Source organism: Lachnotalea glycerini (assembly GCF_003201285.1).
Classification (GTDB): Bacteria; Bacillota; Clostridia; order Lachnospirales; family Lachnospiraceae; genus Lachnotalea; species Lachnotalea glycerini.
Genome location: NZ_QICS01000016.1, coordinates 16,609 through 31,038, shown reverse-complemented (window position 1 = coordinate 31,038; position 14,430 = coordinate 16,609). Strand labels below are relative to the sequence as shown.

General features: G+C 34.2%; 12 protein-coding genes. 8 read left to right on the top strand and 4 right to left on the bottom strand.

Annotated elements, in window-relative coordinates; all coding sequences use genetic code 11:
• Positions 1-51 precede the first annotated feature (51 nt).
• The 3 genes from C8E03_RS19375 to C8E03_RS19365 all read left to right on the top strand — a co-directional run bounded on the left by C8E03_RS19375 (position 52) and on the right by C8E03_RS19365 (position 3,325).
• Positions 52-555, top strand: coding sequence for a GreA/GreB family elongation factor (locus C8E03_RS19375; protein WP_094376182.1), 504 nt, complete (start codon positions 52-54; stop codon positions 553-555).
• A 271-nt stretch (positions 556-826) separates the two neighbouring features.
• Positions 827-2,374: a L,D-transpeptidase family protein gene (locus C8E03_RS19370; RefSeq protein ID WP_110291881.1), complete on the top strand. Its 1,548-nt coding sequence runs from the start codon at positions 827-829 to the stop codon at positions 2,372-2,374.
• 117 nt (positions 2,375-2,491) lie between these two features.
• The gene (locus tag C8E03_RS19365) at positions 2,492-3,325 is read left to right on the top strand and encodes an undecaprenyl-diphosphate phosphatase (RefSeq protein ID WP_094376184.1); all 834 of its coding nucleotides are present in this window, start codon (positions 2,492-2,494) and stop codon (positions 3,323-3,325) included.
• Between the two features lie 240 nt (positions 3,326-3,565).
• Here C8E03_RS19365 and C8E03_RS19355 read toward each other — a convergent pair whose 3' ends face one another.
• On the bottom strand, positions 3,566-4,921 hold the full coding sequence (locus C8E03_RS19355) for an MATE family efflux transporter (RefSeq protein ID WP_110291880.1): 1,356 nt from the start codon (positions 4,919-4,921) through the stop codon (positions 3,566-3,568).
• A gap of 347 nt (positions 4,922-5,268) precedes the next feature.
• On the opposite strand from C8E03_RS19355, the gene C8E03_RS19350 reads away from it, so the two are divergent.
• The 3 genes from C8E03_RS19350 (at position 5,269) to C8E03_RS19340 (ending at position 11,916) form a co-directional block, all read left to right on the top strand.
• Positions 5,269-8,409: a glycosyl hydrolase gene (locus tag C8E03_RS19350; RefSeq protein WP_094376187.1), complete on the top strand. Its 3,141-nt coding sequence runs from the start codon at positions 5,269-5,271 to the stop codon at positions 8,407-8,409.
• A 177-nt stretch (positions 8,410-8,586) separates the two neighbouring features.
• The gene (locus tag C8E03_RS19345) at positions 8,587-11,112 is read left to right on the top strand and encodes a glycyl radical protein (RefSeq protein ID WP_110291879.1); all 2,526 of its coding nucleotides are present in this window, start codon (positions 8,587-8,589) and stop codon (positions 11,110-11,112) included.
• Between the two features lie 12 nt (positions 11,113-11,124).
• The gene (locus tag C8E03_RS19340) at positions 11,125-11,916 is read left to right on the top strand and encodes a glycyl-radical enzyme activating protein (protein WP_110291878.1); all 792 of its coding nucleotides are present in this window, start codon (positions 11,125-11,127) and stop codon (positions 11,914-11,916) included.
• Here C8E03_RS19340 and C8E03_RS19335 read toward each other — a convergent pair.
• Positions 11,913-12,182, bottom strand: a complete 270-nt coding sequence (locus C8E03_RS19335) for a hypothetical protein (RefSeq protein ID WP_094376190.1) — start codon at positions 12,180-12,182, stop codon at positions 11,913-11,915. The genes C8E03_RS19340 and C8E03_RS19335 overlap by 4 nt on opposite strands.
• A 59-nt stretch (positions 12,183-12,241) precedes the next feature.
• Positions 12,242-12,700 (bottom strand): hypothetical protein, encoded by a 459-nt coding sequence (locus C8E03_RS19330; protein ID WP_094376191.1) that lies wholly within the window; start codon positions 12,698-12,700, stop codon positions 12,242-12,244.
• 164 nt (positions 12,701-12,864) lie between these two features.
• Between C8E03_RS19330 and C8E03_RS22110 the strand changes: the two genes are divergently transcribed.
• Positions 12,865-13,026, top strand: a complete 162-nt coding sequence (locus tag C8E03_RS22110; protein ID WP_170123071.1) for a hypothetical protein — start codon at positions 12,865-12,867, stop codon at positions 13,024-13,026.
• Between the two features lie 93 nt (positions 13,027-13,119).
• Here the strand turns inward: C8E03_RS22110 and C8E03_RS19325 are convergent, their stop codons facing one another.
• Positions 13,120-13,353: a chorion class high-cysteine HCB protein 13 gene (locus C8E03_RS19325; protein ID WP_094376192.1), complete on the bottom strand. Its 234-nt coding sequence runs from the start codon at positions 13,351-13,353 to the stop codon at positions 13,120-13,122.
• Between the two features lie 176 nt (positions 13,354-13,529).
• Between C8E03_RS19325 and C8E03_RS19320 the strand changes: the two genes are divergently transcribed.
• Positions 13,530-14,294, top strand: a complete 765-nt coding sequence (locus C8E03_RS19320) for a Sir2 family NAD-dependent protein deacetylase (RefSeq protein ID WP_110291877.1) — start codon at positions 13,530-13,532, stop codon at positions 14,292-14,294.
• The last annotated feature ends 136 nt before the right edge of the window (positions 14,295-14,430 follow it).

Sequence of the window (14,430 nt, the reverse complement as noted above, 5' to 3'; positions counted from 1 at the left end):
ATATGATAAAATATAGAATATTACATTATATAGGAAATAAGGGAGAAGATTATGTTTGATGAATTGACGCAAAACGATATTGATAAAATGAAAGAAGAAATTGAATACCGGAAGTTGGTAGTGCGAAAAGAAGCACTTGAGGCAGTGAAAGAAGCAAGGGCACATGGTGACTTAAGTGAAAACTTTGAATATCATGCAGCAAAGAAAGATAAAAATATGAATGAGAGCCGTATTCGATATTTGGAAAAAATGATAAAAACAGCTAGAATCATATCAGATGAATCCAAAGAAGATGAGGTTGGAATTAATAATACAGTTCAGGTATATTTTGAAGAAGACGATACAGTAGAACAATATAAATTAATTACAACAGTCAGAGGCAATTCTTTGGCTGGCCTAATAAGCATAGATTCACCACTTGGTAAAGCAATATTAGGTCATAAGGTCAATGATAGAGTTTATGTTTCGGTCAATGATAATTATGGATATTATATTGTTGTAAAATCGATTGAAAATACAGTAGATGATGGTAATGATAAGCTTAGAAGTTTTTAAAAATGGAGAAAGAAAAATTATAAATATATAAAATTGAACGGTTTAAAATGTTATAAATGTATGTGCATTCCATCTATTCCACAGATATCCTATTAATTATATCGGTAGAGTATGAAAATGTTACGTAAATTAGTTTAAATGAATGAAAGAAATGTGGTATAATAAAATAGTTCAATTAATATATCACTATAGGACGATTCATTTTTGGATAATAATTATATAATTGCATTCAGTGATGAATTGTTGAGAATGATTTAGGCAGGTTAGGAAGATGGAAAGAAGAAGAAAAAAGAAAAAAACAAGAAATAGAAGAAGTCAGTTTAATTCAAAAATAGTTATTATAACAGGAGTGGCACTACTTTTAATCTATCTTGCTGGTTCATTATATTACACTTGGAATTTTTATAATAGAACAACAATTAATGGTGTCAATTGTTCTAATATATCTACCAAAAGCGCGGAGGAACTTATTTCGACTCAGGTTAGAGAATACACATTGACAATTGAAGAAAGAGACGATGCGACTGAACAGATAAAAGGTGAAGATATTGGTCTGAAAATATATTTTGATGGCGGTTTGGATAGCATCAAAAAGAAGCAGAATGGTTTTTTGTGGCCAATACATTTCTTTACTAAAGATGATTACGAAATAGGTACAATGTTAAATTATGATAAGGATTTGCTGGAAAGCTTTTATAATTATTTAAATTGTTTTAATGAAGATTATGTTATTCAGCCGATAGATGCACATGTTTCAGAATATCAGGACGATGGTTATACGGTTGTAGAAGAGACAAAAGGAAATTTAGTTAAGAAAGATAAGTTATATGAAATAATTCAGAATGCTGTTCTAGCTTTGGATTCTTCTGTATCAATTGAAAAAGAGGACTGTTATGAAAATCCTGGTGTAACCATGGATAATGAAGCGCTAAATAATGCAGTAGAGCAAATGAATCATTTAGTGAGTTCTAAAATTACATATGAATTTGGTGACGATCAGGAAGTAGTTGATGGTGAGAAGATACATAAATGGATTAACGTCGATTCTGATTACAATGTTAGTCTTAATCAGGAGGATATCAAAGAGTTTATAGATTATATAGGTAAAACCTATAATACTTTTGGTAAGGTGCGTACATTAAAAACTTCCTATGACAAAACAATTCAGGTTTCCGGTGGAGATTACGGCTGGTGGCTTGATCGTACGACAGAGCTTTCAGAATTGACAAAAGCAATACAAGCTGGTACGCAAGGAGTGCGGGAACCGGTTTATTTTCAAACGGCAAAGCAATACGGTGATGATGACGTTGGAAATACTTATGTAGAAATTAATTTAACAGCACAGCATTTGTTTTTTTATAAGGATGGTAATATGGTGGTTGATTCCGATTTTGTTTCTGGTAACTTAACAAAAAATTATGGAACACCTGTAGGAACCTATCCAATACAATACAGACAGAAGGATGCTACGTTAGTAGGAGAGGATTATGAAACGTCGGTATCTTACTGGATGCCGTTTAATGGAAATATCGGAATGCATGATGCTTCCTGGAGGAGTGATTTTGGTAAAGACATATACCTTAAAAGTGGTTCACACGGCTGTATCAATTTACCACCTAAGGTAGCAAAGACCATTTATGAAGGTATTTCAAAGGGAACTGCCGTTATAGTTTATGAGTTGCCCGGAACTGAAAATTATACAGTGGGATCAACAGCTACTGAAGCTTCAGAGCAATCAAATGAAACGCAAAACGATAATTCGCAGACCAATGAGACAACGCAAAATAATTCAACTACAAGCAATACGCAGACAAATTAATTTAATATGAGCAGTAATCGAATAAAGCTAAGGTGAATCTAGTAATTGGATTGTAAAATACGAAGCTTAATTGATAGACAGTAATGGATTGGCAGTTTGAGTAAAAGGAGTAAACAGGTGGAAATTATAGAAATTTTAAAGGTAATTATACTGGGAATTGTAGAAGGAATAACAGAGTGGCTGCCAATCAGCAGTACAGGTCATATGATTTTGGTGGATGAAATAATTCAATTAAATGTTACGAAAGAATTTAAGGATATGTTTTTGGTGGTAATTCAATTGGGCGCAATTTTGGCGGTTGTAGTACTTTATTGGAAGAAAATTTTTCCGTTTCAATGGAAAAAGAGTGAGCTGCATATTAACATGGATATCATTCATTTGTGGTTTAAAATAATTGTATCCTGCGCACCGGCCGCTGTAATTGGACTATTATTTGACGATAAGCTGGAGGAATTATTTTTCAATTACAAGACGGTTTCGTTCACTTTAATATTATATGGTATTCTTTTTATTATTATTGAAAAGTGGAATAAAACAAGAAAATCAAATATAAAACAGCTCTCACAGGTTACTTATCAGACAGCACTTTTTATTGGTGTATTTCAGGTACTTGCCTTAGTACCTGGAACCTCAAGATCAGGAGCCACAATCATTGGAGCATTATTAATAGGAACTTCTAGAACCGTAGCAGCAGAATTTACGTTTTATCTGGCTATACCCGTGATGTTTGGCGCAAGCTTATTAAAAATTGTAAAATTTGGGCTTGCATTTACGACAACAGAGTTGGTAATAATGATTCTTGGTATGTCAACAGCATTTGTTGTATCGGTATGGGCAATTAAGTTTTTGGTTGGTTATATTAAGAAGCATGACTTCACTGCATTTGGAATTTATCGAATTATTCTGGGTGGGCTTGTAATAGTATGTGGGATACTAGGAGTTTTTAAATAAATATAATTTAATGAGAAAGGATACAATATAGGAGAATGTAATGACATATTTTCCATTATGGTATCCTTTATATGTAATAGGAAATTTCGTCCTATTACATATAAATGCTCCGCAGGATGCGCACGAATGCAAGTGGAAAATGTCACAGCGTGACTGCATTCGGCGCTGGAAAGCGGTCAAGTCCCTCATGAGTGAGAGATTTAGGGAGCTGATGCGGACTTGTCCGCTTTGTTCTAATGTTTATGTAAAATGAAATGCTTTTTTCCATTTATTTTTCTTAAATGTGTAAAGATAAATGAATCCTCTTGTGCATTCATCAATAGCCATGGCAATCCAAATGCCTTCTAGTCCAAGCTCTAATTTAACTCCCAAAACGTAGGATAACAAAAAGGCTAATAGCCAGTGTCCTGAAATACCAAAAAACATAGGTGTTTTAACATCCCCCACGCAAATAAGCATTCTTGTCATCACGATATTCATAGCACGCCCTATTTCCAAGAATATTTCAATAAATAATAAATGTTTTCCAAGTTTAAGTACCTCTTTGGAGGGATTAAAAATCTGAAAAATCGTATCACTTCCCAAATAAAGAAGGATAGACAATCCAACACAGCAGCCTACAGCAATTTTAAGAGTATCCCATACACGTTTTTCTAAGTCACTTATTCTTTTTGAGCCTAAGAGATAGCCAACAATTATTTGTGTTGCCTGTGCAATTGCAATTGCATATACATAAGAAAAATTCGCTAATATACTACTATACCCTTTTGTAACGATTGCAACGGTTCCAAAGGAATTAATAATTCCCAGAATGCAAATCTGTGACATCTGATAAGATAGGCTCTCTGTTCCGGAAGGAAATCCAATTAATAGAATTTTCTTGAATGTTTGCAAGGAATTATGTTTTAAATAACCCCAATTTATACTTACCTTTGTTTTCTTAAAAAAGACAAAAGTAATTAACAATAATCCAATCGTTTTACTTATAACTGTAGAAATGGCAGCACCCATGATACCAAGCTGAGGAAAGAAAAAAAGACCATTGATTAAAATTGCATTACCTATTATATTTAGAATATTCATAAAAATGGAGATATACATAACCTGCTTCATATAAGTATATCCCCTTAAAAGAGCAGCAAAGTTAAGGTAAAGTCCCTGTATAAGTGTAAATCCACCTACAATACAAAGGTAAGTTGCAGATTCTTCCAAAATATCAGATGAAATATGCATGGCATGAAAAATATCATGATAAAAAAACAATATAATAAAAGTAGCTATGCCGCTGATGATAGTAATAATAGTAATAGATACAGTACAAGTCTGATTACAGTGTTCATAATCATTAGCTCCCAAATACTGTGACAATATAACCGTAGATGCCATTGTCATCATATTCAGGACGATGATAATAATATTAATAATTTGGTTTCCATTTACGATAGCAGCGACTGAATTTGCAGAATATCTGCTTATCATTATCTGGTCAATATTTCCAACTAGAAGTTGTAACAACAGCTCTATAAAAATAGGAATTGACATCTTAAAAATATATGCATTTGATCTTAAGATATCTAAATCTTTGGTTTGGTTCATATCATCATCCATCCTTACTTTGATATGTGGGATATAACATATTTTATCTTTATGTATTATAAATTAATGCACGCAGAGTATATCATATGATTTTAAAGAATAAATGTCAATATACTTTAAGAAAAAACATATAAAGGTAATTTTCTATCAAATAGTAATAGTTTACTTACAAGCTAAAAATGTAAACAAACAATACAAAACAACAAAAATTATGTTGGTTTTATTTGTTTGTCATTCTATTTTGTTGACATCTGCATTTAAGTTCGCTATAATATTTCTTATAAAATTTAATTAATACAAAAGGGTGAGGTTCAACAGAACCCACCCTTACTTAATAGGAGGGAATTATGACATTTCAGGAAGAATTTAATAATCCATCCGTCAAATATAGAATTAAGCCATTTTGGTTTTGGAATGGAGAATTGACAGAAAGAGAAATTGAGATTCAGATTAAGGAAATGGCAGAAAAGGGGTTGGGTGGATTCTTTATCTGTGCCAGACAGGGAATGTCAGTTCCTTACTTATCACAAAAGTGGTTTGATTTGGTAAAGTTTGCTGCTAAGAAGGCGAGAGATTTCGGCTTAGAGGCTTGGCTTTATGATGAATATCCATATCCCAGCGGCATGAGTGGGGGAGAAGTACTGCTGGAACATCCAGAGGCTGAGCATATGATATTGAAACATATTTCAAAAGATATCGAAGGATTACAGGACATAGAAATCAACCTTGGATGGTCGGGTATCCTTTATGCGAAAGCATTTCCGGTAGAAAAGAACAAAATAAAGTGGGATTTTCCGCTTGATTTAAAAAGTAGGATTGGAAGCTTACAAACAACACAACTTTATCAGACAACAGGACTGACAAAATATAATAATAAAAGATTTTTTTCCTATGGACCGCAAAAAATACTTTCAGTGAAACTTCCAAAGGGAAAATGGCATATTGAAGTTTACACGCAGACAGCTATGGGAGATTTCAAATATTATGGAGGCTTTTTTGACCCATGCAATGAGAATGCGGTAAAAACCTTTTTAAATACAACGCACGAAAGATATCGGAAGGCATTTGGTGATGGTTTTGGAACTTTCATTCAAGGAATGTTTTCAGATGAAGTAGGTCTACTCAGTCCGATTCCGTGGTCTAAGCTGATTCCTGAATATTTTGAGAGACTAAAAGGGTATCAGATACAGGAGGTTTTGCCGGCACTACATAACAACACCTATCAGAATGCTATAAAGATAAGATATGATTTGTACGATGCACTGCATAAGCTGTTTGTAGAAAGTTATCATAAGCAGGTAGCACACTGGTGTAAAAATAACAATCTTTATTATGCTACAGAAGTGCCATCTATGAGAATGAGTACCCAAAGATATAGCACTATTGTAGGCGGAGATACGGCTCATGAGAAGCTGGGAAAGCCACTTGAATGGATATATGATGAGTATATTAGAAATTACAGAAGCAATGCGAAATCTGTAAGTTCTCTGTCTAGGCAGTTGGGCAATGAATTTGCAATGATTGAAAGCTTTCACAGCGTTGGCTGGACTATGAATATGCAAGATGCAAAATGGATGATTGATCGTTTAGGTGCCAGTGGAATTAATCTATATAATTTCCATGCATTTTATTACACAATTGATGCAATAACCAAGCATGATGCGCCTCCGTCACAATTTATACAGAATCCATATTGGAAACATTATAAGGTACTTTCGGATTACGTGGGCAGAATGGGAGCCTTTGTAACTAATACAGAGGCAGTTATCCATGTTGCTGTTCTTGATCCGGTTGCATCATTATGGAGCTATTTGGCAAATCCTTTCCATGGTTTTATATATGAGGGAGAGGATGAGCATGAAAAATTTTGTTGTGACAAGCTTAGAGATGATTGGGTGTCAATTTGTAAAACGCTATTGTTTCAACAAATTGATTATGATCATTTAGATGCTGAAATACTCGCAGATGCAAAGATAGAAAATGGTGAAATCAGACTGGGAAGAGCCTGCTATCAGGTACTGATTATACCTCCAAGCGTCTGTATCGAAGACAATGCATTTAAAAAAGTAAAAGAATTCGTGCAGCAGGGGGGAAAAGCAGCAGCACTTGGAATGCTTCCCACTAAACCGCTTGGAGAAGAAAATTCACAATTATTATGGCAGAAGCTTTTTGGTATGAACCAAAGCTTTCAGGAAGAATATTTTGGGGGGAAGAGTAATAATATTATTGAAAATAATAATATTTGTTTCTATGGAGATGTTCATAGTAAAAACTGGATTGATTGGTGTAGAGGAGAAATTAATTCTCTATTTGAAATTAGACCTGATCAGCAGAATCAAAAGAATATTGTATCGACTATTAGAAAGGATAAAGAAGAAAATATCTATATTTTTGTTGCAAATCAGGGAGCACGAAAGACAGATGTAACCATTAAATATAAAAATAAGATGAATTTTAAGACAACTGAATACTGTCTTGAAAATGGGACAACAAAAAATATTTATCTGGAGGACAACATTCTTCGTCTATTGCCATATGAAAGCAGATGTATTCAATTCTCTAAGGTAAAAAGAAATCATCAGGATGTTCAAGATAAAACAGCGAATGTTATCGTGATTGATACTAAAAATAAAATGAAGGTAACAATACAAGGAAAAAATATTTTCAGACTGGAGGAATTTGAGGTATCAAAGGATAAACTGCAATGGCATAAATCCACTGTGAAAACATTTGTTGAGCAGTGTTCAGAGACGCCAATTCTGTCAGGAGAGAATTATTCTTTTCACGGAGACTTTGGAACGCCAAAAGAAATTACAATTCAATATCCGTTAAATGTTTATTATCGAACTACGTTTGAAGTTAAAAAGCCAATAGAAGCTATTTCACTTCTTATGGACAGAGGAACGATTAAGGATAGCTTTGAAATCAGGCTAAATAATCATATCCTGAAAATAGACGATTTTATCAGTACTTTTATTATTGACTTTAATAATCTTCTTTGTGATATTTCAGGATATCTTGTGCAAGGCTTGAATGAGCTTGAGATAAGGGTTCAAGTAACAAAGGACGAAGATGGAATCAGAGATCCCTTGTATTTATATGGGGAATTTGGAGTGCAAATGGAACGAGAAAACCTGAAATATCTGACAAAAATTTCGAACGAAACGAAGCTTGATTTGAATTATGTTAAGGGCTTTCCTTATTATAGCGGTACTTTTGACTTTGAAACTCATGTTTTTTGCGAGGATGCAAAAAAGGACTACTTATTAAAGTTTGATTTTGAACAAGCCTGTCATGAGTGTATCGAGGTTTTTGTAAATGATAAAAGTATTGGAGTTAAGGCATTTTCGCCATACATATGGCAGACAGAGAAAACTATATGGAAAAAGGGTAAAAACAAAATAAACATTAAATTGACAAATACATTAGGTAATATGCTGGATGGTATGTATTTTGACTATGAAAAGCACTTATTAGTGAAAATATAAAAAGAAAGTCAGAAACTTAAATGGGTGTGACATTGTGTTTGTTTGTGTTTGATTTATTCCGATTGGCGTGTAAATTGATTGACTTTTGTGTTTGGTTATAGTACAATTTTACATAGATAAAAAGAACGATGAGACAAAAAGAATGCCTTACATATTGATACAAAGGAGCTGGTGAATATGAAGAAATATGGAGATTTAGAAATAATAAAGAGTCCTAGAATACCCAAGCTAATCGAACATTTATATGCTAAGCTTCCAGAAATTGAAGCAGATAGAGCAGTTATTTTAACAAAAAGCTATCAGGAAACAGAGGGTGATCCAATCATTACCAGAAGAGCTAAGGCTTTTAAGGCAATTTGTGAGGAGCTTCCAATTACCATACGACCAGACGAGCTGATTGTGGGAAGTAACAGTAAGGCACCAAGAGGCTGCCAGGTTTTTCCAGAATACTCCTATGAATGGTTAGAGCAAGAATTTGATACAGTAGCGGCAAGAAGTGCCGATCCGTTTTATATATCAGAGGAAACGAAAAACCAACTCCACGAAGCCTATCTTTATTGGAAAGGGAAGACGACCAGTGATCTTGCCACTTCTTATATGGAACAAGAGACATTAACAGCGATGGAGCATTATATTTTTACTCCAGGTAATTATTTTTATAATGGTATTGGTCATTTAACCGTTCAGTATGATAAAGTATTAAAAATTGGGTATAGTGGTATTCATAAAGAGGCAAAAGAAGCACTAAGCAAGTTGAAAATATCAGACGGAGATTATGGAAAGCGTGCCAGGTTTTTGGAGGCAGTTATGATGAGCTGTCAGGCGGCGATCAATTATGCAAATCGATATGCCAAGCTGGCTCTTAGCGAAGCTTCAACGTGTCAGGATAATGTAAGAAAAAAAGAACTTCTTCAAATTGCACAAAACTGTGCAAACGTACCTGCAAATGGGGCGACCAGCTTTTGGGAGGCTTGTCAGTCTTTTTGGTTTGTCCAAATGTTATTGCAGGTTGAATCTAGCGGACATTCTATATCACCGGGACGTTTTGACCAATATATGTATCCTTATTATTTAGACGATATTGAAAAAGGTAAGATAACCAGAGAATTTGCACAAGAGTTAATTGATTGCATCTGGGTTAAATTAAATGACTTAAATAAGGTGCGTGATGCGGCATCAGCGGAAGGATTTGCAGGCTATAGTTTATTCCAAAATCTGATTACAGGAGGTCAAGACGAGGAAGGCAATGATGTAACCAATGAGTTGTCTTTTATGTGCATTGAGGCATCCATGCATGTTATGCTTCCGGCTCCCTCTTTATCTGTCAGAGTGTGGAATGGAACTCCCGATGAATTTTTAATTAAGGCAGCCACCCTAACACGGACAGGAATTGGACTTCCTGCCTATTATAATGATGAGGTTATTATACCCGCATTGGTGAATCGAGGTGTTTCGTTAAAGGATGCAAGAACCTATGATATCATAGGATGCGTGGAACCTCAAAAGGCGGGTAAAACAGATGGCTGGCATGATGCGGCATTTTTTAATATGCTAAGACCATTAGAAATGGTATTTTCAAATGGTTACGAAAACGGTGTAAAAGTTGGTTTGCAGACCGGAGATGTTGCAGGTATGAAAACTTTTGAAGAGTTTTATGCTGCATATAAAAAGCAAATGGAATATTTTATTGAGCTTATGGTCAATGCAGATAATGCAATTGATTTGGCACATGCAAAAAGATGTCCACTTCCTTTCCAATCGAGTATGGTTGAAGACTGTATCGGACGAGGAATATCTTTGCAAGAAGGTGGGGCAGTATATAACTTTACGGGTCCACAAGGATTTGGTATAGCTAATATGACAGATTCCTTATGGGCGGTTAAAACACTTGTATTTGAAGAGAAGAAGCTTACTTTATTGGAATATAAAAAAGCATTGGAGGATAACTTTGGTCAAAAAATGCCGATTGAAAAGGCAAAATTAATCACAACCAGAGTGGCAGAGGAGTTAGCTAAGGCAGGACATCAAGTGAATGAAGCACAGATTGCTGATATTTATAACATGGTAAGTATGGGAAATGAGTTAGAAGCAGGTCAGAAAAAATACAATCAACTTCTAGAGTGGATTGAAGAGCTTCCAAAGTATGGAAATGATATTGAAGAAGTAGATCTTTTGGCAAGAGATGTTGCATATACCTATACAAAACCGCTTGAAAACTATAAGAACCCACGAGGTGGGCAGTATCAGGCAGGTTTATACCCGGTTTCTGCCAATGTGCCGTTAGGAGCACAAACAGGTGCTACTCCAGACGGTCGCTTGGCAAACACACCAATCGCAGACGGAGTAGGGCCGGCTTCAGGCAGAGATGTAAAAGGACCTACGGCAGCAGCAAATTCAGTAGCAAAATTAGACCATTTTATTGCCTCGAATGGAACTTTGTTTAATCAGAAATTCCATCCATCAGCCTTAAGCGGCATGAGAGGGTTACAAAACTTTACAGCTTTAATCAGAGGGTTCTTTGATGAGAAAGGAATGCACATGCAATTTAATGTAGTAAGCAAAGAGACTCTATTAGATGCACAGGCACATCCCCAGAATTATAAAAACTTAGTAGTTCGTGTTGCAGGATACAGTGCACTGTTTACCACACTTTCAAGATCCTTGCAGGATGACATTATTAATAGAACAACACAAGGCTTTTAACCGGAGGATAATATGAATAATGATTATTTAAAAGTAAAGGGCAGAATATTTGATATTCAGCGATATTCAATACATGACGGACCGGGAATTCGTACTATTATTTTTCTTAAGGGATGTGCCTTAAGATGTAAATGGTGTTGTAATCCGGAATCGCAAAGCTTTGATATAGAGAAAATGAAAGTAAAGGGTAAGGATAAGCTGATTGGAAGAGATGTAACGGTAGAAGAAGTGATGAAAGAAGTGATGAAAGACATTCACTATTACAATCGATCTCAAGGTGGGATTACACTATCTGGAGGTGAATGCTTATTACAACCTGATTTTGCTGTGGCACTTTTAAGAGCGGCAAAAGCAAATGGAATCAATACAGCGATTGAATCAACAGCATTCACTAAGTTTGAGATAATTGAGAAGTTTTTACCATTTTTAGATTTATTTTTATTGGATATTAAGCATTTGGATACAATAAAGCATAAGCAATTTACTTCACAGCCAAATGAGCATATATTGGAAAATGCAATGAGACTGGCTATGAGCTCTATGCATTTAATTATAAGAGTACCGGTCATTCCTACCTTTAATGACACTATAATAGAAATAAGATCAATCGCCGAGTATGCCAAGGTATTGCCAGGAGTTGAAGAATTACATTTACTTCCATATCACAGGCTTGGAAGTGATAAATATGAAGGCTTAAATAGAGAATATGAGCTGAAAGATTTAGAACCTCCAACCAATGAGCAGATGCAGCTTCTTATGGAAGAAGCCAAGAAGTCTGGGCTGAAGGTTCAGATTGGGGGCTAGAGTCCAAGAATTGACAAGATTTTAGATGTTTTTTCCTGCTCAGCAGGCGTCATATCCTTTTGCAGGACACTTATAATCAATTGCATTTCGTCTTTAGTAAATTTAAGACCTTTTGAATTTGCTTGTTTTGATGCTGCCATTAAAAATGGCAGCATTTCGTTTGTTTTCTTGCCGTTTGACTGTTTAAACAGTTCTTGCAACAGCATTATTTTATGTACATCAATATTTTTCAAAGCTTCATTATTTGACCAAGGATTTGATTCCATTTTGACCTCCATTCATTTATTTATAATTTGACAATCAATTGCAGTGCTCTCCATAATTATTATGAATTAAACATAAGAGAATAGGTTTCAAACATTTGCTGCTGTTCTGGTGTTAACAGATCCTTTAAATTGTTATATAAAGTTGAAGAATTTGGGTGTTCCATATTATCATTATCATCGTATGATTGGCGGTATGTATTATACATCTGAAACGCATTATAATAGTTAATAATCATATTAATGATATCTTGCTCTTTTGTATTACATACTGTTTTGACATCATTTAACATGTCTAGTATTGTACCGCTGTTATTACCCAATGAGCAGATACCAATACTGGCCTCAGGCTTTTGAAAAATGTTTATTGTTTCTGCCAATTCGGCGGCCTTTACAAAAACAGATATTACTTTTTGTTCTGATGTGTTTATGTAGGGGATTGCAGCCTTTATGATTTCTAAGTGATGTGTTTGTATAGCTGCATCAAATGCCGTTTTGGCTTTGATGTTATCTTCCTCCATGTGTTGTCCCCCCTTTTTTATATGTTCTAGAAAATAATATTCATATCTGTTTGATAATATGACAGATATGAAGTATAAATCATATATTATATTATAGTTTCAATGTAATTATATTTTTCGGTTTATTACAGTATTTTAATAAAATTGAAAAAGAAAGGAATTATATGGGGAATAAAGTAATAATTGAGGATAATACTATATATGAAATAGATGAGGAATGTATAAAAAAGATGGAAAAACAAAAAATAATGATGGAAGAAAGAAAAATGAAAAATAAAAATAGTAATTCGTATCATAATACAAAAAAAATTAAGAATGAGTCATAACTATTAATTAGATCGTGTGATAATCATACAATGGAGCAAAAACAGAAAAATGCATTCCATTATGGAATGCATTTTTGTTAGAAAATATGGATTTTAACAGAAAGAACGTCCGCAGCCACCGCCACAGCCACCGCAGCAAAGAAGTAAGATTATAATTAGGAGACAACTATCGTTTCCGCCACCGCAGCCGCCACCGCAGCTATCGCCACAACCTCCTCCTAAACCATTTCCACCACAGCAGCAAAGTAATAGGATAATCCAGATAATGGAATTACAACCACTATTACAATCGCCACATCCGCATTGTGTTGCAGCTAAATCACTCATTTAATTTCCTCCAATAATTTGATTACACTTAATAATATGATGTAATGTTTGTACTTGTTGACACTAATTTTAAAAATAATAAATAAATGTGAGATATTTTATTTTAATTATGTTTGAATAAATATGGTTATAAATAATATTTATAATAGAAGATTTGAAGAGAAAAGAGGGATAAAATGGCTTATGAAATATTAGAAGATATTTTTCAAAACAGCAATCGTTTGGTTTGTTTGTGTGGCTTAGGAGCTTATAAAGAAAATGGATATTTGAATTTTAGGGAGGATGAAGAAGCCTATGATATAGAAATGAGCTATGGTTATTCTCCAGAAGAATTATTTAGTTCTACTTTTTTTCACACGAGAACAGAATTATTTTATCAGTATTATAGAGAAAGTGTGTTGCAGTTGGATATTATACCAAACGAAGCTTTCAAGGCATTGGCTAAGCTAGAGCAAATGGGTAAGCTCAAGTGCTGCATTACCAGATGTATTCATGGAGCACTTGAATTAGCAGGCTGTAAAAAGGTAATAAATTTACATGGAACTGTTTCAGATAATACTTGCCCAAGATGTCATAAAAAATTTCCAGTAGAATATATTAAACAAAGTAAAAGGGTACCACTTTGTGAAAACTGTAAGGCTACAATTCGTCCGGGGGTAGCATTGGTGGGAGAGATGATATCAAATGCAGCCATTACGGAAGCGGCTTCAGCCATCGCAAATGCAGATAATTTATTAGTGTTAGGATGTAATTTAAATGCATTTTTATCTGAAAAATTTCTTCAATATTATACAGGAAATAAACTTATCTTAATTAACGAGGAAGAACATTATACTGATAAATTAGCGGACTTTGTTGTGCATAAAAAAGTAGTTGATGTATTGCCTGAAATAGTAGAAGCTATAGAGGAGAAAGAGTGTCTTTCACAAGTTAGAGCTTAAGCCTGATACCAATCTAATAAAAAATATAATGTAAAAAAGATACAAACCTAGAAAAGATAGGCTTGTATCTTTTAAATATTATAGAATAGATTATTATATTAAGAAATAAAGTAGGTAATTTCCAAAGTATAAAAAT